We start from the raw sequence: 22,334 nt of genomic DNA, 5'->3' as shown, positions 1-22,334 counted from the left end.
GGGCTAGTTGGAAGCGAGCAGCTTCAGCTCGGGGTGGGCCGTCCCGCCCTCGATCGCGGTCGACGAGATGTGCGACTGGACCCGCTCGTCGACCGGGTCGTCCGCCGGGTCGTCGTGGACGACGATGTGCTCGTACGTCGTGGCCCGCTGGGCCGGGACGCGCCCCGCCTTGCGGATCAGGTCGATGATCTCCATACGGTTCGAGCGGTGCTTGGCACCGGCCGACGAGACGACGTTCTCCTCCAGCATGATCGAACCGAGGTCGTCCGCGCCGTAGTGCAGCGACAGCTGGCCGACCTCCTTGCCGGTGGTGAGCCACGAGCCCTGGATATGGGCGACGTTGTCCATGAACAGCCGCGCGATGGCGATCATCCGCAGGTACTCGAAGAGCGTGGCCTGCGTACGGCCCTTGAGGTGGTTGTTCTCGGGCTGGTACGTGTACGGGATGAAGGCGCGGAAGCCACCCGTCCGGTCCTGTACGTCACGGATCATCCGCAGGTGCTCGATGCGCTCGGCGTTGGTCTCGCCGGTGCCCATCAGCATGGTGGACGTGGACTCCACGCCCAGGTTGTGCGCGGCCTCCATGATCTCCAGCCAGCGCTCGCCGCTCTCCTTGAGCGGGGCGATGGCCTTGCGGGGCCGCGCGGGCAGCAGCTCGGCACCGGCACCGGCGAAGGAGTCGAGCCCGGCGGCGTGGATGCGCTGGATCGCCTCCTCGGCGGAGACCTTGGAGATCCGGGCCATGTGCTCGACCTCGCTCGCCCCCAGGCTGTGGATGACGAGCTGCGGGTACGCCGCCTTGATCGCGGAGAAGTGCTCCTCGTAGTACTCGACACCGAAGTCCGGGTGGTGCCCGCCCTGGAACATGATCTGCGTGCCGCCGAGCTCGACGGTCTCCGCGCACCGGCGCAGGATGTCGTCGAGGTCGCGCGTCCAGCCCTTGGCGGTGTCCTTGGGCGGCGCGTAGAAGGCACAGAACTTGCACGCCGTGACGCACACGTTCGTGTAGTTGATGTTGCGCTCGATGATGTACGTCGCGATGTGCTCCGTACCCGCGTACCTGCGGCGGCGTACGGCGTCGGCGGCGGAGCCGAGCGCGTGCAGCGGGGCGTCCCGGTAGAGGTCGAGCGCCTCGCCGGGGGTGATCCGCCCACCTTCGGCGGCACGGTCGAGGACGGACTGAAGGTCGGCCTTCTCGGTCACCGGAGCGGTCCCTTTCATAGGGGTGTGGACGGACTGATCCAGCGTACGCCAGGCGATACGGCCACCCGACGCCAGGCAGCGCGATCACCCGGCCGCCGTCGACCGCCACCGGTCACGACCGGCCGCCGCCGGTCATCGCCGCTCCCCGGACGTCAGGCCGCGTACGCCCCGACGAGCAGGCCCACGAAGGCCCCCGCGATCAGGAACGGGCCGAAGGGGATCGACGTCTTGCGGCCGGCCTTCCGGGCCACGACCAGCCCCATTCCGTACAGGCCGCCGAACAGGAACCCCGCGAACGTGCCGAGCAGCACCGTCCCCCAGCCGTACCAGCCGAGGACGGCGCCCAGGCCGAGGGCGAGTTTCACGTCGCCGAAGCCCATGCCGTCGGGGTTGACGAGGAAGAGCACGAAGAAGGCGACGCCGAGGGCGAGGGATCCGTACAGCGCGGTCGGCCAGTCACCGGCGTGCTCGGGCGCGGCCGCCGCGCCCGCCAGCAGGACGAGCGCGGCTCCCGCCAGGGACAGCGTCAGCGCGTCCGGCAGGCGCTGCACCCGGAAGTCCACGACGGCGAGCAGGACGCCGAGGGGAGCCAGCAGCAGCCAGACGGCCAGCTCGGGCCGGGTACCGGTCGCCACGGCGAGGGCCCCGCAGACCAGAGCGGTGGCCAGGGACACCGGGAGCGCGCCGGGGCCGTACGACGCGCTTCCGGTGCCGGCGCACTCCCGGCAACGGGCCAACCCGACCCAGCCACCCGCCGGGCCGCCTGCTCCGTCCCCGCCGCCGATGAGGTGCCCCTCCGGACAGCGGTCCCGCCACGGCTCGTCGGGGTCGACCGAGAGGCGATAGGCGTCGCGGGGCACGAACAGACCGGCGACGCCGCCCCACAGGACGGCGCCGACGACGGTCAGCTGCTCGATCGACCGGAGATCGCTCACCGGCCGGTCATCCCACGGCGGCGACGCCGCTGCGCCAGGTCGGCAGCAGCTCGTCGAGGAGCGCCTCGGTCCGCGGCGGCAGCCCGCGCGCGCCGCTGCGCGCGACCAGGTCCGCCGCGAGCCGCTTCAGCCGGTCGCTGTCGCCGGTCGCGTGCGTGGCCCGCAGCAGCTCGTGCCACAGCCGCTCGTCGCCCGGCGCGGAACCCAGCGCCGCGTTCAGCGCCTCGATCGCCTTCTCTGCCCGGTTCTTCTCCAGGTGGAACGCGGACAGGGCGAGCCCGATGTCCGCGACGAGCAGCGGCAGTTGGGCGTCGATGATCTCGTGGGTCAGCCAGCCGTACCGCCCCGTGGGCCGCTCGGCCAGCAGCGGACCCCGGACCAGGACCAGCGCGTCGGTCAGCAGCCGGCCGCGCACCGCACGGCTGGCGGCGCCCCGGCCCTGGGTGGCCTCGTGGTAGAGCGACCGCAGTACGTCCAGGTCGGACACGACGGACTTGGCGAGCTTGAGCCGCCCGGTCGCGTCGGCCGCGAGCCGCGGCGTGCCGTCCGGGTCGGCGCCGAGCCAGGTGCGCAGCCGCTCGACGAGCGCGTCCCGGACGTCGTCCGTGACCCCGCGCGGCCAGAGCGCGGAGGACAGCACCCGCGGGTGCACGCCCTCGCGGTGCAGCAGCAGCATCGCCAGCGCCTCGTGCAGCAGCGGACTGCGCTCACCGTCCGGCGTCTCCAGGCCGATGATCTCGTACGGGCCGACGAGCCGCGCGTACACCGCGGGGCGCCCCTGCTCGCTGATGTCGACGAGGAACGGCGGTGTGGTGGTGGGCCGGTCGTCCTCGCGCTCGGGGTCGGCGTCCGTGAACAGCTCGACCACGGCGCGCTGTTGGGACACCGGCAGGAGCTGTGCGTCGAGTTCGAGGCCGAGGAGCGGCGCGAGGAGCTTGCCCTCGCTGGTGATCTCCATCTCCCAGGCGGCGCCGGGCAGCTCGCCCGACTCGGCGCCCACCAGGTACCCGATGCCCAACCGGCTTGCGTCGGCGGCCAGTTCGGCGAGCTTGACGGCGTCCTCGGCGGACGGCTCGGCGGCCAGCAGTACGAGGTGCGGGGCCCAACGGGTGTGCTGGGCCGGGCCCGTACGCCCGGTCAGGACCGAGTCGTGGCCCGCCGCGCCCAGCGCGCCGCGCCGCTGCCGCGTCTCCGCCTCCATGGTCTCCACGAGCGCCTCGATGTCGTCGAGGTGGCGGAGCCGGTTGGGCGCGAGCGGCGTCAGGTCCTCGCCGAAGCCGACGAGGGTGATGGTCATGCGGTCGGACCAGCCGTTGGTGGCCAGCTCGGCCGCCACGGAGGCGAAGACGCCCGCCCGGTCCTGCTCCCGGCCGCTCAGCGAGACGATGCCGGGTACGGACTCCAGGTTGAGCAGCAGCCGCGAGTCGTCCATGGTGCCGAGGCTGACGAGCCCGGGGTACGGGGCGGCCGTGTCCACCTCCTCGTACCGCTCGGCGTCGGCGCGGGCCAGCATCCAGAACGTCTGGTCCTGCCCGAGCTGCCAGGGCAGCGGCGGCTTGCCGGCCGGCTGGGCGAGCTGGAGGTGCAGATCGCCGTTGCCGCTCATCCAGGCCGCGTACACGGTCGGCAGCGGGCGGGACTCACCGGCGAGCGCGGCGGCGAGCCCGCGCAGCGAACGGTCGAGCAGGCGTACGCCCTCGGGGTCGGCCCCCACCAGCAGCGCGTCCTGCGCGTCGGCGGCGGCGCCGGTGGGCGTCGGGGGCTCCATGCCACGACGGCCGCCGACGGCACCGAGCGCGGACTGCCACAGGGCCTGGCGGCGGCGCCGGCCGAGGGCGCCGAGGAGACCGGCGGCGAGGAGGGGCGCGCCGAGCAGCGCCTGGGGCAGCCCGAACCCGCTGCCCTCACCGGCGGCGGGGGCGGCGTGCTCCTGCCCCTGCTGCTGACCTTGCTGTCCTGGCTGCTGCTGCCCCTGCTGTCCCCGGTCGGGGGTGGGCCGCTGGTCGGGCAGGCTGATGTGGGCGGTGTCGCGGTCCTGGGCCCCGGACCCGCCGCCCTGCTGACCGCCGCCCTGCTGGTGTGCGCCGCCGGTCCTGGCGTAGTCGGAGATCTGCTGCTGGACCTCGGGCGAGACCTTCGGGGCCTCGTCGGGCATCTCGACCAGTTCGCCGCCGCGGGCGTCGCCGGGCATCTCCATGATCCAGCCGGGCCGGATGAGGCTGGCCTCGGAGAGCTTCGAGCCGTCGGGCTGCGTACGGTCCTTGTTGAGCTGGTAGATCTCCTTGTACCGGCGTCCGTCGCCGAGGTGGCGCTCGGCGACCTCCCACAGGGAGTCGTGGTGGCGGCCCTCGGGCGGCTGGATCCGGTAGAACTTCGTGTCGTCCTCGGACACCTGGGCGCCGCTGCCGCTCTCCGCGTGCGCGGCGGCGTCGGCGGCCTGCTCGGCCAGCGCGGCGGCGCTCGCGGCGGCCTGCTCCCGCTGCTGTCCCAGCAGCCCGCCCGGCGTCTGCTGGGCCGCGGCGGCCGCGGCGGGCCGCTGGTTCCCCTCCAACTGCTGGCCGAGCTGCGAAAGACCCGGCGTGAAGCTCGCCGCGGTGGCGCCGACCAGCAGCAGCGCGGCGACGAGCTGGCGCGCGAGCAGCTGGCTGGGCCCGGCGCCGGGCACCCGGTTGGGCAGTCCGACACCGGACAGGGCGGCCTTCACCTCGACGAGCACACAGGCGGTGAACTGGGCCCAGGCGAGCCAGACGACCACGGTCAGCACGTTGATGAACGTGCCGACGGTGATCTCCTGCTGGAGCCACTCCACCTTCGGCGCCCCGGAGGGCAGCGGCCAGCCGATCTGGGTGGCGAGCGCCCCGGGCACGCCGATGAGCAGCACGAGCAGAGCGACGAGGGCGAGGAACGCCTTGGCGAAGTCCCCCACCGAGCGGCGGCGCCGAGGCAGGGGCTGCGGCGTCCGATTCCTCGGACCCGGCGAGCTTCCCGGCGAGTTGGAAGTGGTGCGTCGCGCCATGGCGGGTGTCCTGATGTCGTGGTGTGGAGGGAGGGAGTACGGGGGTGTGCTGAGCCTACTGAGATCGTAATGAGCGTGTCGAAGGACGGGCAGGGGGCGTGACCTTTCACTACGACCACTTCACACCCCGAGTCCCCTAAGTCCGAGTTGTCCGGCCGGACGGCCATCAGGACCGCTGACCGGCCCCGGACGTAGACTTCCGTCCCAGAAACCACGGCCCGTGGAACTCGGGCCATCAGGAGGGGGACCTGACATGGGCGGCAGACCGGACCTCGCACTCCCGTTGAGCGAGCTGGAGGACTACGGCAGCCGGCTGCGTGACATCAAGTCGCGGATGAACCGCACCAAGAAGCTCTTCGAGTCCTACGAGGACGACATCGGCGACGGCGGCGTCTACGACAAGCTGGAGGACTTCGAGTCCAACTGGGAGGACGGCCGCGAGGACATCAACCAGCAGCTCGACGCCCTGGCCCAGATGTCCGAGGCGATCGTCCGCGAGTTCAAGAAGCTGGACGACGATCTGGCGAAGCAGGTCTCCGAGGGTGTGAAGTCCGACGGCAAGGGCAGTAAAGGCGGCAAGGAAGGCAAGGGCGGCAAGGGCGCCGAGTAGCGGCCGCCGCCGTCCGCCCGTCAGCCGACCTCGTTCTCCGCCACCGCCCGGCCCCGTACCGTCACGTCGCCGCCGTAGAACATGCCCGTGAAGACCGGCGAGTAGGTGAGCTGGACCTCCACCTCGACCTGGTCCGCGTTCGCGGCGACGCAGTTCGTGGCGGCTATGTCCGCGCCGGTCATGCCCATTTCCCGGGCGAAGGCCTTCACGCGGGCGCCGCAGTTCTCGAAGAGGATCGGCGCCCCTCCCCCGGCGTTCTCGTACAACGCGTCGAGGTCGACGTCCTGAGCGGCGTAACGGGCGGCCTGTTCCGCGATGTCGGCGGCGCGTTCGCGCTTGGAGATGGACAGGCCGCCGTCGATGACGAAGGCGGAGAGGGACAGGAACACCAGCGCGAAGATGATCACCGCGCCCGCCCCCGACCCCCGGTCGTCGAGCCGCCCGCGCCGCGCGGCCACCCAGCCGCGCACGACGCCGCTCACCCGCCCCACAGAGCCCTGCGCCGAGCCCTGCGTCCAGCCCCGCGCCGAATCAGGCGCCCGATCCCCCGCCATGCCCGCCATCACGCCTTCCTCTTGAAGGGATCGAGCGGCGAGGTGAACGACGCCGTCAGCCGGGTCGGTACGTCGAGACCGAGCATGGCCAGGCCCCGTACCTCACAGCTGACCTCCACCGTGAAGAGGTCGGCGTCCTCGAAGCCGGCGCTCGTCTGGTTCACCGACACCGGCCCCGAGCAGACGTCCGCCAGATCCGCGTCCGCCGCCTTCTGCGCCTCCGCCAGCGCGGAACCCGCGTCCCGCTGGAGCGACCCCGAGCGGGCCGCGTCCCGGGCGGCCCCGTCGAGCGCCCCTCGGCCGTCGACCAGTTGCCCGAAGGCCACCAGCACCAGGATGAAGAGGATCATCACCGGGGCGAGGATCACCACCTCGACGGTGGACAGCCCCCGGTCACCGGCCACCCGGGCCTTGTCACCGGTCACGGGAGCCCTGTCACCCGCCTCGGCGCCGCGCACGACTGGGCGCATCTAGTTCTCGCCCTCCTCGACGAACCGCTCCACCGGCCCCACCGACTGCGCGTGCACGGTGAGATCCAGCCCCGGGAACACCGACGGCACCCTCGCCGTGATCTCCACGCCGACCGTGTTCTGGGCCGGCTGGACCGTCTTCACGTCCGGACCGAGCACCAGCTTCGGCCCCAGTTGCGCGATGTAGCTGTCCACCACGTCCCGCGCGTCGCCACGCCACGTGCCCGGGGACTCGTCCGCCGTCGCACGGGCCTTGCGGGCGCCGGCCTGGGCCGCCGCCTGGGCCACGTGGTCGGCGAAGAAGTACAGCGCGAACTGCACCGTCGCGAAGATCATGAAGAAGAGAACGGGCGTGAGCAGCACGAACTCGATCGCGGTCATGCCGGAGTCACCGCGGGCGGAGGCGGCCTCCACCCGGCGGCGTACCCAGCGTCGTACGCGCACCAGCAACCCCGTATACGAGAGAGAAAAGTCGGTAGCTCGATCAGTGGATCAGCAGGTGCTGCCCGCGTCCGCGCCCTTGATGCAGTCGCCGACCTTGTTGGCACCGTCGCTGAGCGCGGCGTTGATGATCGCGGCGACCACGCCGACGATCGCCACGACGACCGCCGAGATGATGACCCACTCCACCGCGGACGCACCGCGGTCGAGTTCGCCGGAGCGGGCGCGCTGCACCCGGCCCTGGAGGAAGGTGATCAGGAAGTCCACCCCCGGGATCCCGGTGCTGTAGTTCCGTCCGTTCATGGTGACTTGTCCTCTCCAGACAGTTCGTTCCATTTTGCGTCAGTTCATGTCAGTTCGTGTCAAGTTCATGTGGGTTCGATGCGGGGGGGTGAACTCGGGGGTGGGACCCGATGCCGGCCGGGGCTCCGGCTCAGACCTGGAACACGCGCATCGCCGCCGGGAAGATCAGGAAGACCAGGAATCCGGCGCAGAGCAGCAGCTGCGCCACGAGCATCGACTGCGACTTCTCCCCCGCGCTGCCCTCGATCTCGGCGAGTTCGCGGTGCCGCATCGTCTCGGCACGGGAGGCGAGCGACTCGCGCACCTTCGCGCCGTCGTCCGCGACGAGCGCCAACGACGCCGACAGGTCCTTCAGCTCCTCGACGCCGATCTCCTCCCCGAGCGAACCGAGCGCCTGCCACTGGCTGATGCCGGTGATCCGGGCGTCCGCGAGCGCGTTGCGGATGCGCTGCGTGGCCCAGCCGTCGGAGACCTCCGCGGCCGCCATCAGGGCCTCCGGCAGACCGCGGCCGCCCGCCAGGCTCATCGACACCAGGTCGAGGTACGCGCCGATCACGCGCCGCAGGTCGCGCCGCTTCTCGGCCGCGTCCCGACGCACCTCCAGATCCGGCAGGAAGAAGAAGACCAGCGCGAAGACCAGGGCCAGCCAGACCGGGATCGCGGGGCTGCGGCCGAAGCCGAGCGTCCAGACCACGGCGAACATCAGCGGCCCGAAGAACACTCCCGCGACACCCAGCAGCACCTTCGTGGCGAGGAAGTTCTCCCAGCTCCGGTCGAGCACCGCCAGGTCGGCCCGCAGCGAGCGCTGTTCCCAGCCCTGCTGCAGGTAGAGCTCGGCGACGCGCTGCCCCACCCGGGCCCGTACGCCGCCGAGCCGCCCGGCGTCGGAGGTACGGTGCGCGGACTCGTACGCCGCTCCCCGTGCCCTCATCGCGTCGATGCGCGCGACCTGGGCGACGGCGCTGCGCTTGGCCGGCATCAGGGCGCGGACCAGGACGTAGATGCCCAGGCCCAGGACGGCGCCGACCAGGACGGGCAGGGTCAGGGTCGAGTTCATCGGCGTACCCCCTCATCGGGCGACGACTGCGGATGGGACAACGACGGGGACTGCCCCTGCCCCTGACCGTGTCCCTGACCCTGAACCTGGCCCTGGGACGGCGTGCGGGGGCGGACGAACTGGACCGACGACTCGTCCCGTACCAGGAAGCGTTCCGGCGTCTCGATCGTCGACAGCTTGCGCAGCCACCAGAAGCCGAGCGCGAACAGCCCGCAGACACAGGCGAGTACGAGCTGTCCGACGGCCGTTCCGTACGGCTCGACGAACTCCCGGTTGAAGATGGACAGGCCCAGCACGAAGGCGATCGACACCGCGACCACGATCTGCACCGAGCGGCGGGTCGAGGCGCGCTGCGCCATGACGCGCTGGCGCATGTCGACCTCTTCGCGCGCCGACTTGGCGAGCGCGCCCAGCACCTGGCGCAGACCCGGGCCGCGCAGGCGGGCGTTGAGGATCAGGGCGGCCACGATGATGTCGGCGGACGCGTCGTCGATCTCGTCGGCGAGCTGCTGCAGGGCGTCGGGCAGCGGCGTACGGGAGCGCAGGCGGTCGACGAGGGCGTCGAGGTGCGGGCGCAGGACGGGTGCCGAGGCGCGGGCGGAGGCGGGGATGGCCTGTTCCAGGCCGACCGCGCCCGCGATGGTGTCGCGCAGCGACTCGGTCCAGGAGGCGAGGGCCTCCACGCGGCGCATGGCGGCCTTCTCCTCGGAGGCGCCGCCGAAGAGCTTGTCCCAGAAGAAGACGAGGACGGCGGTCGCGATTCCGGCGACGGCCCACCGGGTGAGCAGCAGGACGACGATGCCGGCGCCGGCGGCGACGGACCCGCGGCGCCCGGCGAACCGTACGAGCTCACTGGCCCGTTCGCTCGCCTTCTGCTTCTCGTGGTCGGGCTTGACGGGCAGTCCGCGGACCGCGACGGCCAGCAGGGCGAGGCCGCCGCCGACGGCGAGGCCGCACGCCAGCGAGTACAGGACCGTCGTGGAGAACAGCCCGCCCATGGAGCCGAGCGAGTCGAGGGCGGCGAGCGTGGTGGACGGCGCGGCCGTGGTCGGTTGAGCCATGGTCAGTTCACCCCCAGTTCCCGCCGGGCAGGCGATAGCCGTACTGGATCAGGTCTTCGAGGCAGGCGAGGGGCGCGTGCGGCACGACCCGGCCGTCCGGGGTCTCGGCGAACACCTCGCTGGACAGGACGCGTCCGTCGACGCCGTTGACCTCGCGGATCGAGGTGACCACGCGCTGGAGCCGGCCGCCCGACTCGAAGTTGTTGCGGCGCTGGACGAAGACGACGAAGTTCACGGCGCCCGCGACGAGCATCTGGCTGGCCTCGATGGGCAGGCGTTCGGTGGCCTGGAGCGCGTACGTGGAAATACGGTTGAAGACCTCGTGGGAGCTGTTGGCGTGGATCGTGGACAGCGAACCGTCGTTGCCCTGCGACATCGCGTTCAGCATGGTGACGATCTCGTCGCCGAGCACCTCGCCGACGATGACGCGGGAGGGGTTCATACGCAGCGAGCGCCGGACCAGTTCCGCCATCGAGATCATGCCCTGGCCCTCGGAGTTGGGCAGCCGCTCCTCGAACGCCACGACGTTCGGGTGCAGATCGGCGAAGGTGTCGAGGCCGAGTTCCAGGGCGCGTTCGACGGTGATGAGGCGTTCGTGCGGCGGGATCTCGTTGGCGAGGGCGCGCAGCAGGGTCGTCTTACCGGCGTTGGTCGCGCCGGCGATCATGATGTTCTTGCGGGCCCGGACGGCGCAGGCGAGGAAGTGCCCCACCTCGGGGGTGAGCGTTCCGTTGCCGACGAGGTCGGACATGAAGACCTTGCCCATGCGCGCGCGGCGGATGGACAGGGCGGGCCTGCGGGTCACGTCCATCACCGCGGAGAGTCGTGAACCGTCCGGCAGCCGCAGGTCGAGCTGCGGGTTCGCGGAGTCGAAGGGCCGGGAGGACAGACCCGAGTACGCGCCGAGGATCTGGATGAGCTCGATGAGCTCCTCGTCGGTCTCGGCGACCGGATCCCCCTTGACCTCCTGGCCGTTGGCGTAGCCGACGAAGACCTGGTCGTACCCGTTGATGTCGATGTTCTCGACCTCGGGGTTGTCCAGCAGGGGCTGCAGCCGGCCGACGCCGAAGAGCGCGGCGTGCACGGCGGCGGCGTACTGCTCCTCGGTCTCGGCGTCCAGCGGCGTACGCCCGGAGTTGATCTCCGTGCGCGCGTAGTCCTCGAGGATCTGGGCGATGACGGCCCGCGCGTACTGCCGCTCGTCCTCGCTGGACATCGGCGTGACGCCGGAGACCTGGTCGAGGCGGCGCTGCTCGGAGATACGGTCACCGGCGTCCTGCCGGAACCGCTTGACCAGCTGGTGGTCGACAGCGGTCATCGGCCGGCTCCGGCGGTGGGCCGGCCGTGCGGACCGCCGGCCGGTACGGCCCAGGCCGCGCCGAACTGCTGGTAGAGGTCCGAGGTCACCTTGCGCGCCGAGCGGATGAGCAGCGACTTGTCGAGCCGGCCGCGCTTGCGGCCGGCCAACTGGTCGGCGCCCGTGGGGTCCTCGGCGACCGTGCCGACGACGCGGGCGCCGGTCTGCGCGGCCACCAGCATGTCGTTGACCTGGTGGACGACCTTGGCGGAGTCGCCCGGGTCGGCGATGAGGACGACACCTATGAGAGGGGTGCCGAGCGAGGCGGCGCCGCGCGGTCCGCCGTGCAGCTTGGCGGTGAGGGCGGCGGCCCGGTCGCGTACGCGCGCGATGGCCTCCGGCTCGGTGCGTGAGACGAGCAGGACGAGTGCGGCCTGCGAGAACATCTCCACGGCCGGGCTGTCCCCGCTGATCCGGCCGCAGTCCGCTATGACGTCGGCGGGCGCGTGCGGCGAGTCGGCGAGCTGCGCGAAGGCGCGGCCGAGGGTGGGCCACAGGCCCGCGAGCCCGGCGGCCTGCTCGGCGTTCCCGAGCCCGACGAGCACTTCGAGACCACCGCTCAACGGCTGTACGTGGTCCCAGAGCTGATCCGGTACGAGGCCGCGGCGGGCCGTGGCGGCGATGGAGAGCATGCCGGTGTTGGGGTTCAGCGGTCCGCCGTGGGCAGCGGCGCTGCGGTAGACGAGGTCGCCGCCGGCCGGGTCGGTCTCGGCGAGCAGCACGCGGCGGGGCCAGACCGCCGCGAGAGCGACGGCGGCCGTGGTGACGCCGGGGGAGCCTTTGTCCGCGGCGAGGGCGATGAGGGCCATGGTGTGTGTGACTCTCTGCCGCTAGTTGCCGGGGACCTTGACGAGGGCGACCTTGTTCGCCGAGGCGGCGCGGGCCAGCGCGGCGGCGTCGTCCTCGTCGACGGTCACGGTGATGCGCTTGTTGGTGCTGCTGATGGTGCTGTCGCTCTTGCCCGGCACGGTGGTGACGCGGGCGTTGCCGACGATCGGGGTGTCGGCGCCGCCCGCGGAACCGGTGGAGCCGGAGCTCGTCTCGTCGTCCGCGTTCCCGCCGCCGGAGCCGGTGTCGCCGACCTGGTAGGCGGCCACGAGGTCGCCCACGGCGATGCCCTCCGGGTACTGGCCCTCCTTGAGGGAGAGACCGACGACGGCCTTGCCGGCCGGGAGGCCGCTCTCGGCGGCGAACATCTCGCCGATGACGAGGGTGCCCTTGTAGATCGTGGACTTGGCCTTGAGCTTCTTCAGGGCTTCGACCTGGGTCCACTTGATGTAGTTGACCCCGGCGTCGTCGGCCACCAGCACCGAGTCCACCTTGCCTGCGACGGACTCACCGGCCTGGATGTCACCGGTCACCTGGACGACCTCGACCCGGTCGCCGGCGCGCAGCACCAGCATGGTGGCCCCGAGCGCACCCACGAGGATCAGCAGCACCGCGAGCGCGGCCAGCGCGGGTTTGCGCTCACGAGGCGGCGAGGGAAGGCGCTCCCCCATCGTCGGCTGAACCGGCGCGGAGGAACGGTTGTTGCCCGCCCCCGTACGCTCTTGGATCTTCACGCAACCGCTCCCCGTACACCCAAGAAGAATTCGTCATGCAGGACACTCGCTCAGGCCCCTCATACGGGCCCGCGCTCGGACCCTTCATTCAGGACACTTGGAACACTTCACCCTCACCGGGCGTACCGCCCGGCCTGGTCGAATAGCCACGGCCGGAACACGTGTCAAGCCACCGCACCGTATCAGCAGCACATAAGCCCCTCAAGGCGCGCCCACACCCGCGAAGCCCACAGACCTCGACGTTATCCACGCGCAACGCGGACGTCCGGTTCCCGCCCGGGGAAGGTGCTGGGCACGGGCTGCGCACGGGCTCCGCGGGGGCCGCACACGGACCCGCCCGCTGTGCACCAGCGAATCATCTCCCCACCCCCGGCCGGGCGTTGGTCACGCTGTGTCCACCTGGCCTGCACGACATGCTCACGGGGGGCGCCCGGGGGCGTGGGACGATCTTCCGTCACGGGCGGAGCGGATGCGGATGCGGATGCGGATGCGGGTCAGTCGAAAAGGTGAAGCCGACGTTTCCTGCGTCGATTCCCTCGCCGGTGCCCACCACCCACCCCCAGAGCACGAACAACGAACAACGAGGAGTTCGTCCCCCCATGAAGCGAACCGCCGCCACCCTGACCGCCGCCGCGCTCTCCGTCCTCGTACTCACCGGGCTGACCGCCTGCGGAAGCGGCGACTCCGACACGGACGCGGCCGACAAGCCCGAGGCGACGGCGCCCGAGGCCGAGAAGGTGAGCCCGGCGGATCGCCTGGCGAAGCTGATGATCACGAAGGCCGAGGTCAAGGGCTACGACGTCCAGGAGCCCGCCACCGAGTACGCCTTCGCCAAGTCACCGGACGAGGTGACCGTGGACAAGAAGGCGTGCACCCCGCTGGCGTACGCGCTGAACCAGCTCCCGCTGGGCGCGACACAGGCCGACCTCACACGAGCCGTCGGGGAGAACGGCCTCATCGACGGCTTCACCTACGTCACGCTCAACGCCTACGCGGACGGCGGCGCGGAGTCGGCCATGGCGGACCTCACCGAGGCCGTGTCCTCCTGCGGCGACGGCTTCACGGCCGAGGCGAACGGCAACAGCAGCCCGTGGGACTCGGTCACCGCCGAGCAGGCCGGCAAGGAGGGCGACGAGTCCCTCGCCTTCACGTCGACGCTGACCTACCAGGGCACCACCCACACGACACACTCGGCCGCCGTACGCCACGGTGACATCGTCGCCGTCTACTACTCGGTGAACGGCAGGGCGATCGCGGAGTCCCGCCCGAGCGACACCGAACTCGCGCCGCCGGTGGTGAAGGCACAGAACACGAAGCTGGGCTGAGAGCGGGCAGGTCGGCCGGTCCCGGGCGCCGCATCCGCGGGACCGTCATGCGGCGCCACGACGCGCGGGCTCTCCTGTCACGGCCGGCGCGATCCCGGACAGGTCGCGCACCGTGACGCTGTTGCGGTCGCAGACCGAGCGGCCCAGGGCGTACTGCGGCCACAGCCCCGCCGCCACGCGCCTGCTCCGCTCGCTCCACTCCCGCGCGGGGCCGCTGCTGGTCTTGTAGTAGTTGAGGGCGTACCCGCCCGTGTGGATCCGCAGCAGACAGAACCCTCCGGGGTACTCCTTCACGGCACCCACCTCCTGCAGCGTGACGTGCCGCGCCTGCGGGAGGACGGTGCGCTTGTTGCGGTGGGTGTGGCCCGCGTGGTGGAGGAAGACGCCGGGGGCGGCGGCGTACGCGTCGAGGATCGTACGGGCCTGCCGACGGTTCAGGCGTTGCCCGCCCGTCACGGGGAACGGCGAGTTGCGTACGGTCAGCGGGTGGTGCCCGAAGACCAGGGTGGGCTGCTCCTTGTGGGCCTTCAGCCCGGCCCGGAACCAAGCGAGTTGCTCGTCGGAGAGCGCGCCCGAGTCGGCCCCGTTCCCCTTCTTCTCGTACGTGTCGAGGCCGATGATCCGCAGGCCGCCGAGATCACGGGCGAAGTACGCTGGGCCGCCGCCGGCCGGGAAGGCGTCGAGGAAGCGGTCCTCGCGCTGCGGCTCCTGGACGCCACCGCTCCGGCCCCGTTCGAGGGTTCCGCGACGGTCGTGGTTGCCGCGGACGACGAAGTAGTCCTCGCCGTACGTGCCGAACCCGTCCAGGAGCCGCCGGGCCTCCGCCAGGTCCCGCGGTGCCCCGCCCGCCGAGATGTCCCCCGCGGCCAGCAGATGCCGGGCGCCGCGCCGGTGCGCCTCCTCCACCAGCGCCCGGCCCATGATCTCCGGGTACGGGGCCAGCCCGAGCCGTTGGGAGATGCCCCGCATCAACGGCACGCCTGCCACCAGCCCGGCGGCGGTCTCGCCGAGATGCAGGTCGTTGCAGAGCGCGACCGACAACAGATGGCGTCCGGGCGGCGGTTGCGGTGTGGTGAACGAGTACGGGCCGCCGCTGGAGCCGAACCCGTGGAGTGAGGTCCCCACGGCATTGCCCTTCACCAGGTGCAACGGCGTCGGAGTGGCCGCCGAACCCCGGGAACGGGCCTGGTAGTAGTACGTCTGACCGGGTTCGAGACCTGCCAGCTCCACCTGATGGTGAGCGGTGAACCGGCCTTCGGACGCGCTCCGGTTCAGCCGGGCGGGGTGGGTGCCGTAGACGACCTCGCCCTCGGTGACGGCCGGCAGCATCCGCCCGAACCCGTCGTCGCTGCCCTTCACGCCGGTGTGCCAGGTGATAACGGCCAGGTCCTCGGTGAGGGTGACCAGTTCCAGATTGACGGCGGACACGGCGTCGGGGTCCCGGGGGTGGTGCGCCCGCCCCGTGTCGCGACGGGCAGCGGAGTGGAGGGCGCGGAGCAGCGCGGGGGCCAGGGTCGCGGCCGATCGCAGGACGTCGTGCGGAGCGGAGAGGCAACAAGGCATGCCTGTTCTGTGCCCGCGTGCGGTAAACGCGAACTCCTACGGCTCCTGGCCGTCGTCTGACGTCTCGGGGTACGCGACGAAGGTGCCCTTGGCGGGGAGGGTGATGACGAGTCCGCGGTCGCGGAGTTCGCGGGTTGCACGGCGGGCAGTCAGGTGTGCAACCCCGTACTCCTCGGCCAGGTCCCGCTCTCCAGGCAGTCGCGCACCGGGCCGCAGCTCCCCGGAAGCGATGCGGGCCGCGATGTGGTCCGCCATCTGCATATAGACGTAGGCGATCTTCGTCGGGTCGATCGGCGACTGCCCTGACTCTCCTGTCATATCGAACAACGTACGACAGCACGCAACTCCATGACTCCTTGGAGCACGCCTCACCGCTATACACCACCCAGCTGCACCCTGTACCGTGCCTGTTACGCAAAAGACCCCGGCGACGGCGGTAACCGTCCCGGGGCATGGCCGACGCTTCGAAGGAGCGCCAACGTGCTGGACCTTATCCTCCGCCTCTTCGCCCGAGTGCTGGGCATCTGCACCCCTCACCCCCGGGGCCGTCACCGCCTGGGGGCACTCCCACCACTCCGGTTCACACCGGTCCCGCCGCCACGTTTCGGCTCGGTCCACGGCGTCCCGGTGACGGCCCGATGACGCGCCCGGCCGTGCGGATGTGCGCCCGCTGCCACCGCACGACGAGCAACCCGGTACTGGTCCACGAGGTCCACGCGGCGACGGGTCCCGGCTTCAACGTCTACGCGTGCCTCGAGTGCGCCGACCAGTACCCGCCCATGACCGACGTACTGGAACTCCTGGAACCACCTCGCCGCCGCTCCCGCCTCACCCTGCGGGTCTACACGGTCGATGCGCGGGGCGCAGTGACCGGGGAACGGGGCAAGGTCGAGGTCAGAACGAACAGCTGGGCCGCCCCGTTGCCGCAGATGTCGGCGTATCCACCGTGCGGCTGCCCACGCTGCCGGACGCCGGAGCACGGCCTGGCCCGGGAGCACTGAGAAAGCCGACGCACGTGCCACTCCCCCGGCCTCGGACGCGCACCCGCGTTCGGGGCCGCTGGGGCGACGCCGTCCGCCCCATGGATACGGTCGCGACCGCAGCCCCGCTGCCTGACAGCATGCAGCGGAACGCCGAGGGAATCAGCCGAGGAATCAAGGGGTAGCGGTGGCATTCGGTATTCGGTAGGCAGTCGGACAAGGCGGATACAGAGGTTCCCGTCGAGCCGGTCGCCTGGGCGACGGTTCGGGAGTTCGTCATCGGCTCCGTCGAACGGCCGCAGACACCCAAACGCAAGCGAGCCGTACGGGGCCCGCGCGCGGTACGCGTGCCATAGGGAGGGAAGGACTACCGAGTTCTCGCACCCTGTGCCTTCCTCGGCGCATCCGGTCACCCCGATCGCCATCCTGATCCAGATCCCGACTCCGAGCTGCCGTCGCGCCCCGGACTCACGCTGTACGAGGACACCGAGGCCCACCGCCTCCTCTGCTACGTCGACTCGCCCAAGGACATCGGCGGCGAACAGCCTCGGCGTCGCGGGGGCGATCGCCGGCTTGGGGGCCGAGGGCGGCGACCAGCGGTCCAAGTCCCGGTCACTGGAGTGGAGGGCGGGCGACAAGGTGGTGATGGTGTCGGAGGGCAGCGAGAAGGTCACCGTCCGGGCAGACTGGCTCGACCGTCGGCTGGCCTTCGCGTTCGCGCTCGTGGGCGACCGGTGAGCGGGCGGCGTTCTCGGTGTCCGACCGACTGCGTACATCTCCCTTGGAAAGACAGGACTGATGCTCGGAAAGAACAGGCACGCCGATGATCCTCCCGTGCCGTCCATCCCCTGGACCGACGCGTGGGAATTCGCCATCGGTGACGAGGAACGGCCTGCCGTCGGCCAGCGCAAGGATCCCGTACGGGGACTCCGTGCCTTCAGGGTCCCGCACGGAGGAGGGCTGCAACGCGTCTACGCCCCCTGCGCCTTCTTCCCGCCACCGGCAACGGCAACCGGTCCACGCCTGAGTCTGAGCCTGTACGAGGACGCCGAGGGCCGCACCTTGCTCTGTTCCCTCGACGCCGCGGAGGGGAGCGGCGGCGAACGCCGCCACAACGTCCGCGACGGACAGGGGGATGTCATCGGTGCAATTCGCCGAATCTCCCCCCTCAAGCATGCGCTGAAGCCGACTTGGCGAATCGACCAGCCCGGCCACCCGGAAATCGTGAGCAGCGCGGAATGGGCGAAGGGCGGCACGAGGGAGCTGGTCCGGCGCGGCGCCGGGAAATTCCTCCTCGGCGCCATTCAGGCCGTGTCCGACATGGGCGCCGAGGGTGGCGACCAACCCGCCACGTCACGCGTCCTGGAGTGGCGGGCCGACGACGAACTCGTCATGACGTCCGAGAGCCAGCTCAGATTCCTCATCCGCGCCGCATGGCTCGACCGCCGGCTCGCGTTCGCGTATGCACTTCTGCGTGACGCCTGACGGCCGACAACCGCGCGCTCGGACCCAGACACGATAGGGCCACAAGCACTCGCGACTTGCCCCGATCAGTCCGCATACGCCCAGACATGCTGGGAACTTCGCGGTAGCGAAACCGATCGCCCCACGGATACCGTCGTGACCCTTGAAAACATCCACATCTCACGGGGGTTCACTGTGAAGCGCCGCTCTTTGCCCGTTGCTGCCGCGCTCGCCGCGACCGCGGCCCTGCTGCTGACGGCATGCGGTGGCGGGGACGACAAGTCCAGCGACAACGACAAGATCGCCGGCGCCGACCAGGGCTCGAAGAAGCCGACGAAATCGGCGGAGCCGGCGGGATCGGAGCAGGACAAGCCGGACGGTGTCGACCTGTCCCTGCCCAAGGACATGAACCTGGTCTTCGACTGGGACAAGCCGAAGGACAAGAACGAGGCGGCGGCGATGGATGACGCGGCGAACTACGTGCGCGCCATCTACCGGGGCATCGACAAGGGCACGACCGGGGACGCCGCCGTGACCACGTACTCCACGGGCGACGGCCTCCACTACGCGAAAACACAGATCAGCGCCAGGGTTGACGACGGTTGGACGGCCACCGGCATCCGGCGTCATTACCAGGCCACCACTCGATCCGTGCCGAACGGCAACTCGGTTGAGGTCGCGTTCTGCGTGGACTCGAGCAAGTTCTACGGCAAAGAGGTCAAGACCGGGGAGGTCCGCAAGACCAAACCCAGCGTCGAGGACTTCGACTCCTTCAAGATCATCATGGTCAAGCTCCCCACGAGCGACAAGCTGTGGCAAGCCTCCAAGGTATTCGTCGAGGAGAAGGCGGCGAAGTGCCAGTGAACGCAGCACGGCATACATGCCTCAGCATCAGCGTCGCCGCCCTGACACTGGCCCTCGGCACCCTTGTACTGGCGGCCCCGGCCCACGCGGCAGAGCCGAAGCGCAACGGCGAGGGTGCCAACAGCGACCAGCAGGGCGGCGGTGACGGCGACGGCATCTACGCCTCCGCCAAGATCCAGTACTCCGGAGCCGTAGCCAAAAGCGGCAACACCGGCAACGTCTCGTCCTCCGACGTCAACTGGACGCCGCCGCCCTGCTGGTACGCCCCTTACCTCGGCGCCAAGGACTTCAAGAAGGAGACGTCCAAGAACATCAAGGACGCCTTGAGTAAGCCCGGCATGGCCGGTACCGCGAGCTCGGCGATCGGCGAGGTGCAGCGCCACTACGAGGACGACTACGGCTGGACCGACAGCCCCGGCTACAAGGACTACAACGTCGACAAGGACGGCCAGGGGATGTTCTGGGCCGGCGTCGAGAACCCGAACGAGCCGGACTACCTCAAGCGGAACTCGTGCACCGACATGCCCTTCTGGGTCGACAACGGCGAGCCCCCGCCGCCCCAGCACGAAGAGGCCATCACCCCGGAGATGCTCGCCGCTCTCGCGTACCAGCACATGGAACTGCCGGGCACCAAGGTGACACTGGCACCCGAGGCGATCACCAAGGTGAACCTGCCGACCTGGGCATGGCTGGACAAGGCCGTTTTCGACGACGTCCAGGCGACAGCGGCCATCAACGTCCCCGGCTTCAACATCCAGGCGACCACGACGGCGAAGCCCAAGTCCCTGACACTCAGCCCGGGTACGGCGGACGCGACGACGATCCCCGCGGACGGCGGTTGCCCGATAGTCGACGGCAGGATCGGCGAGCCCTACGCCAAGGGCAAGGCCGGCGAGACACCGCCCTGCGGCATCATCTACCGCCGCTCCTCCGGCGGCGAGACGCTCCCCCTCAAGGCAGCCCTCACCTGGGAGATCAGTTGGACAGGCACGGGCCAGGCGGGCGCGGTGGGCCTGCCCGACGGCACGATAGAAGCCGTCCAGAACATCACGGTGGAGGAAATCCAGTCAGTGAATCGCTGAACCGCTGATTCCTGAGGCTATAGCTGCTCGCCGTGCGGCAGCGGACACCGAACAGCAGACCAAGGGGCGGGGAATGACGGCCGACGGCGACAAGCCGAAGCAGGACAATCCTGACCGAGAGCGACTGCAGAGGCTGAAGCGAGAACTTGAGAAGGAACGGTCCGACCTGGTCGACGCCCTGAAGAGAGGAGCGGGGGACATCGGAAAGGGCGGCCGGGACTCCACGAAGTCATGGGTGGGCAAGACCGCCGACAAATGGCACAGCAGCGTAGTCGGCCACCGCAAGACCGTACGAGCTCGCATCGACAAGGTGCTTGAGGACATGCAGCGCGAGATCGACCGTATGCCGGAGAAGGTCACACCCGAGGAAGCCAGTGCGATGAACCGCAACAGGCGAATGTACTGACTGTAATGAAAAGTGGCTCAAGGTCGTCTACGGATCTGCCGCGAACGGGGACGGTGGCATGCGCAAAGATGAAGGCGGAAGTGGCGGGGGAGTGTTTTCGGGTATCGACCCGGACGCACTCAAGGGCACGATCGATTCCGTGAGCCGGGACCAGGAGACGCTCCAGAACCGAGCGTCCTACTACAAGACGGAACTCGCCTACTACGGCGTAGGTACCGAGGAGCTTCAGGACGTCCTGCGCGTGGCGAACTGGGCCAGGGACGAATTACCCATGCTGAAAAGGCGCTACCACCTGGCCATGAACATGGACAACGTCCCGTACTACGGCTTCAAAGGCATGGTCCAGATCAACGAGGCGAGCGTGACCCGGGCCGCCAACGCCGCGGCGGCCAAGGATGCCAGGCGGGCCACGAAACTCGCGAAGATGGACCCCGAGGACCTCACCCCGGACGAACTAGACGAACTGAACGACCTCTTCGCATTCAACTACGACCAATATCCCTTCGCCGAGAAGGTCGTTGGGGCCCTGGGAGCAAGAAAGACACTGCGGCTCTGGTACGAGATGAGCAACTTGGGCAGCGCTCCCGGATACGGCCGGCCCGCCGAATTCAAAAACTCCGACGCCCTGGTTGAAATGCAGAAAAACCTGAGCCTCACCGTGGCAGCGGCGACCAACTCCGATGCGCCGGCGATGACGCGGTGGAAAAAAGACATGGTCGCGCTCGGCGACGACCCGATCGCAGAACCGGGCCCTCCCCCGTATGGCAGCTCCGGCGGCCCCAAAGGCTTCCTCGTCATGAGTAACCTCATGCGCTTCGGCGACTACGACGGCAAATTTCTTGAACACTACGGAACAGCACTGATCAAGGAAGACAAGCAGGTCCTGGACGGCTCCAAACAGCTCTACGGTCCCGGCTGGGGAGCCACGGGCAAACTCAACCATCTGGGCAACGACGAGGGAAACGACCCCCTCACGGGCTACATGAAAGCCCTGGCCAACAGCCCCGCAGCGGCAACGGTGTTCTTCACAGCCAAGCAGCAGAACGACGCAGGCAAGCCGGAAACCAACTTCAAATACCTCTTCGAATCCCGCAAGTGGCCGAACGACAGCAGGCCGGGCGAAGAGAGCGTGACCGGACGAAACTCGATGGGCCACGCACTCGAAGCGGCCGCCACCGGCCATCGCCCGGGCGAAGCGGCTACGACGCAAGACGCACACCACTCAAAGGCCCAGGCCGGCCTGTTCTCAGCAATCGTGAAATCAGTATCCGAAGACAATGAACGCCTACGTGAACACGAATATCTGTCGGACAGCTTCGCAAACATCTCCATCGATTACATGCCGGAGCTGCACCAAGCACTAACCGATGACAACTCCAATGGAAATCAACTTTACCCGGCCGCGAACGCAAAAAACGCTGCCGCGGTAGAAGAGCCCGATGCGGTGCGATTCCTGCATGCAGTGGCACGCAATAAAGAAGGGTACGGCATTCTCAATGTCTCCCAGCACGCTTACGCGGCCGCACTGACGGAGCAGCAGGTAAAGCACCCCGACGCTTTTTCCTACCCACTGGATACCAAGGACACCGTCGACCAGATCGCCTACGACACCGGTTGTTTCCAAGGTGTCATCGGGCAGGGCCGCTACTTCCAGGCCGATATTAATGACGCCGAGGCGGCCGCAAGTAACGACGCACAGAAGGAACATGTGAGAACGTGGGGAGGCACCATCGTCGGTAGCGCGACAGCCGTCGCAACAGCACCGGTATCCGGCCCCGGCGGCATCGTGCTCGGCACTTTAGCCGGAACCGCGGCAGACGAGATCTTCAATGGGATTTTGGACGGGTTCGGCAACGACGACGGAAAAGAAAGAGAGCAAGTTTACCAGAACGTGAAGGATATGGGGCAGATCAAGGAATCAGCCATCCGAACCACCCAGGAGGCCGTTAAAGCGGCCTCCGGCTCAGAAGAGTATGAATCCCTTGCTGGCGGCCGGGCGGGCGAAGGATTCAAAAGCGCCCATGAATTGGTAGGAAACTATCAAGCCGAGAACAGCATAAACAAAGCGAATGGGTGATCAA

23 protein-coding genes are annotated in these 22,334 nt (G+C 69.6%); 9 read left to right on the top strand and 14 right to left on the bottom strand.

The features are described 5' to 3' along the window. Positions 1 to 3: 3 nt before the first annotated feature. The 3 genes from mqnC to ACLVWQ_RS40180 all read right to left on the bottom strand — a co-directional run bounded on the left by mqnC (position 4) and on the right by ACLVWQ_RS40180 (position 5,154). Positions 4 to 1,203, bottom strand: a complete 1,200-nt coding sequence (mqnC, locus tag ACLVWQ_RS40190) for a cyclic dehypoxanthinyl futalosine synthase (protein WP_414114278.1) — start codon at positions 1,201 to 1,203, stop codon at positions 4 to 6. A gap of 152 nt (positions 1,204 to 1,355) precedes the next feature. After that, complete coding sequence (locus tag ACLVWQ_RS40185; RefSeq protein WP_414114277.1) at positions 1,356 to 2,138, bottom strand: prepilin peptidase; 783 nt, start codon at positions 2,136 to 2,138, stop codon at positions 1,356 to 1,358. 7 nt (positions 2,139 to 2,145) lie between these two features. Beyond that, positions 2,146 to 5,154 carry a BTAD domain-containing putative transcriptional regulator gene (locus tag ACLVWQ_RS40180; protein ID WP_414114276.1) on the bottom strand — a complete coding sequence of 1,003 codons (3,009 nt, stop codon included), beginning with the start codon at positions 5,152 to 5,154 and terminating at the stop codon, positions 2,146 to 2,148. Positions 5,155 to 5,407: 253 nt separating this feature from the next. Here ACLVWQ_RS40180 and ACLVWQ_RS40175 point away from each other — a divergent pair, with 253 nt between their 5' ends. Beyond that, a complete protein-coding gene (locus ACLVWQ_RS40175) occupies positions 5,408 to 5,764 on the top strand; it encodes a hypothetical protein (RefSeq protein ID WP_414114275.1) in 357 nt (118 codons plus the stop codon). Positions 5,765 to 5,784: 20 nt separating this feature from the next. Here the strand turns inward: ACLVWQ_RS40175 and ACLVWQ_RS40170 are convergent, their stop codons facing one another. The 9 genes from ACLVWQ_RS40170 to ACLVWQ_RS40130 all read right to left on the bottom strand — a co-directional run bounded on the left by ACLVWQ_RS40170 (position 5,785) and on the right by ACLVWQ_RS40130 (position 12,569). Next, positions 5,785 to 6,327, bottom strand: a complete 543-nt coding sequence (locus ACLVWQ_RS40170) for a pilus assembly protein TadG-related protein (protein WP_414114274.1) — start codon at positions 6,325 to 6,327, stop codon at positions 5,785 to 5,787. Next, the gene (locus ACLVWQ_RS40165) at positions 6,327 to 6,788 is read right to left on the bottom strand and encodes a TadE/TadG family type IV pilus assembly protein (protein ID WP_414114273.1); all 462 of its coding nucleotides are present in this window, start codon (positions 6,786 to 6,788) and stop codon (positions 6,327 to 6,329) included. Before ACLVWQ_RS40165 ends, ACLVWQ_RS40170 begins: the two co-directional genes overlap by 1 nt. Beyond that, the gene (locus ACLVWQ_RS40160) at positions 6,789 to 7,238 is read right to left on the bottom strand and encodes a TadE family protein (protein WP_414114272.1); all 450 of its coding nucleotides are present in this window, start codon (positions 7,236 to 7,238) and stop codon (positions 6,789 to 6,791) included. Between the two features lie 42 nt (positions 7,239 to 7,280). After that, positions 7,281 to 7,532: a hypothetical protein gene (locus ACLVWQ_RS40155; protein WP_055509289.1), complete on the bottom strand. Its 252-nt coding sequence runs from the start codon at positions 7,530 to 7,532 to the stop codon at positions 7,281 to 7,283. A gap of 130 nt (positions 7,533 to 7,662) precedes the next feature. Continuing rightward, positions 7,663 to 8,589, bottom strand: a complete 927-nt coding sequence (locus ACLVWQ_RS40150) for a type II secretion system F family protein (protein WP_414114271.1) — start codon at positions 8,587 to 8,589, stop codon at positions 7,663 to 7,665. Further along, complete coding sequence (locus tag ACLVWQ_RS40145) at positions 8,586 to 9,587, bottom strand: type II secretion system F family protein (RefSeq protein ID WP_414114321.1); 1,002 nt, start codon at positions 9,585 to 9,587, stop codon at positions 8,586 to 8,588. The genes ACLVWQ_RS40150 and ACLVWQ_RS40145 overlap by 4 nt, the downstream gene beginning before the upstream one ends. 70 nt (positions 9,588 to 9,657) lie before the next feature. Beyond that, entirely contained in the window at positions 9,658 to 10,968 is a 1,311-nt protein-coding gene (locus ACLVWQ_RS40140; RefSeq protein ID WP_414114270.1) for a CpaF family protein, read from the bottom strand. Beyond that, a complete protein-coding gene (locus ACLVWQ_RS40135) occupies positions 10,965 to 11,816 on the bottom strand; it encodes a hypothetical protein (RefSeq protein ID WP_414114269.1) in 852 nt (283 codons plus the stop codon). Before ACLVWQ_RS40135 ends, ACLVWQ_RS40140 begins: the two co-directional genes overlap by 4 nt. Before the next feature lie 21 nt (positions 11,817 to 11,837). Beyond that, positions 11,838 to 12,569, bottom strand: coding sequence for a hypothetical protein (locus ACLVWQ_RS40130; protein ID WP_414114268.1), 732 nt, complete (start codon positions 12,567 to 12,569; stop codon positions 11,838 to 11,840). A gap of 599 nt (positions 12,570 to 13,168) precedes the next feature. Between ACLVWQ_RS40130 and ACLVWQ_RS40125 the strand changes: the two genes are divergently transcribed. Continuing rightward, a complete protein-coding gene (locus ACLVWQ_RS40125; RefSeq protein WP_414114267.1) occupies positions 13,169 to 13,894 on the top strand; it encodes a hypothetical protein in 726 nt (241 codons plus the stop codon). 45 nt (positions 13,895 to 13,939) lie between these two features. Here ACLVWQ_RS40125 and ACLVWQ_RS40120 read toward each other — a convergent pair whose 3' ends face one another. Together ACLVWQ_RS40120 and ACLVWQ_RS40115 are read right to left on the bottom strand one after the other, a co-directional pair. Next, a complete protein-coding gene (locus ACLVWQ_RS40120; protein ID WP_414114266.1) occupies positions 13,940 to 15,457 on the bottom strand; it encodes a metallophosphoesterase in 1,518 nt (505 codons plus the stop codon). A gap of 36 nt (positions 15,458 to 15,493) precedes the next feature. After that, entirely contained in the window at positions 15,494 to 15,775 is a 282-nt protein-coding gene (locus ACLVWQ_RS40115; protein WP_414114265.1) for a winged helix-turn-helix domain-containing protein, read from the bottom strand. A 320-nt stretch (positions 15,776 to 16,095) separates the two neighbouring features. Here ACLVWQ_RS40115 and ACLVWQ_RS40110 point away from each other — a divergent pair, with 320 nt between their 5' ends. The 7 genes from ACLVWQ_RS40110 to ACLVWQ_RS40080 all read left to right on the top strand — a co-directional run bounded on the left by ACLVWQ_RS40110 (position 16,096) and on the right by ACLVWQ_RS40080 (position 22,330). Then, a complete protein-coding gene (locus ACLVWQ_RS40110; protein ID WP_414114264.1) occupies positions 16,096 to 16,458 on the top strand; it encodes a hypothetical protein in 363 nt (120 codons plus the stop codon). 552 nt (positions 16,459 to 17,010) lie between these two features. Then, entirely contained in the window at positions 17,011 to 17,175 is a 165-nt protein-coding gene (locus tag ACLVWQ_RS40105; protein ID WP_414114263.1) for a hypothetical protein, read from the top strand. 60 nt (positions 17,176 to 17,235) lie between these two features. Continuing rightward, entirely contained in the window at positions 17,236 to 17,922 is a 687-nt protein-coding gene (locus ACLVWQ_RS40100) for a hypothetical protein (protein ID WP_414114262.1), read from the top strand. A gap of 174 nt (positions 17,923 to 18,096) precedes the next feature. Continuing rightward, positions 18,097 to 18,765 (top strand): hypothetical protein, encoded by a 669-nt coding sequence (locus tag ACLVWQ_RS40095; protein WP_414114320.1) that lies wholly within the window; start codon positions 18,097 to 18,099, stop codon positions 18,763 to 18,765. Further along, on the top strand, positions 18,762 to 19,847 hold the full coding sequence (locus ACLVWQ_RS40090) for a hypothetical protein (RefSeq protein WP_414114319.1): 1,086 nt from the start codon (positions 18,762 to 18,764) through the stop codon (positions 19,845 to 19,847). The genes ACLVWQ_RS40095 and ACLVWQ_RS40090 overlap by 4 nt, the downstream gene beginning before the upstream one ends. Before the next feature lie 73 nt (positions 19,848 to 19,920). Next, on the top strand, positions 19,921 to 20,253 hold the full coding sequence (locus ACLVWQ_RS40085) for a hypothetical protein (protein WP_414114261.1): 333 nt from the start codon (positions 19,921 to 19,923) through the stop codon (positions 20,251 to 20,253). Between the two features lie 58 nt (positions 20,254 to 20,311). Then, positions 20,312 to 22,330 (top strand): hypothetical protein, encoded by a 2,019-nt coding sequence (locus ACLVWQ_RS40080; RefSeq protein WP_414114260.1) that lies wholly within the window; start codon positions 20,312 to 20,314, stop codon positions 22,328 to 22,330. Positions 22,331 to 22,334 lie beyond the last annotated feature (4 nt).

Source organism: Streptomyces sp. CWNU-52B (genome assembly GCF_047444975.1).
Classification (GTDB): Bacteria; Actinomycetota; Actinomycetes; order Streptomycetales; family Streptomycetaceae; genus Streptomyces.
This window is presented reverse-complemented; position numbering and strand designations above follow the sequence as displayed.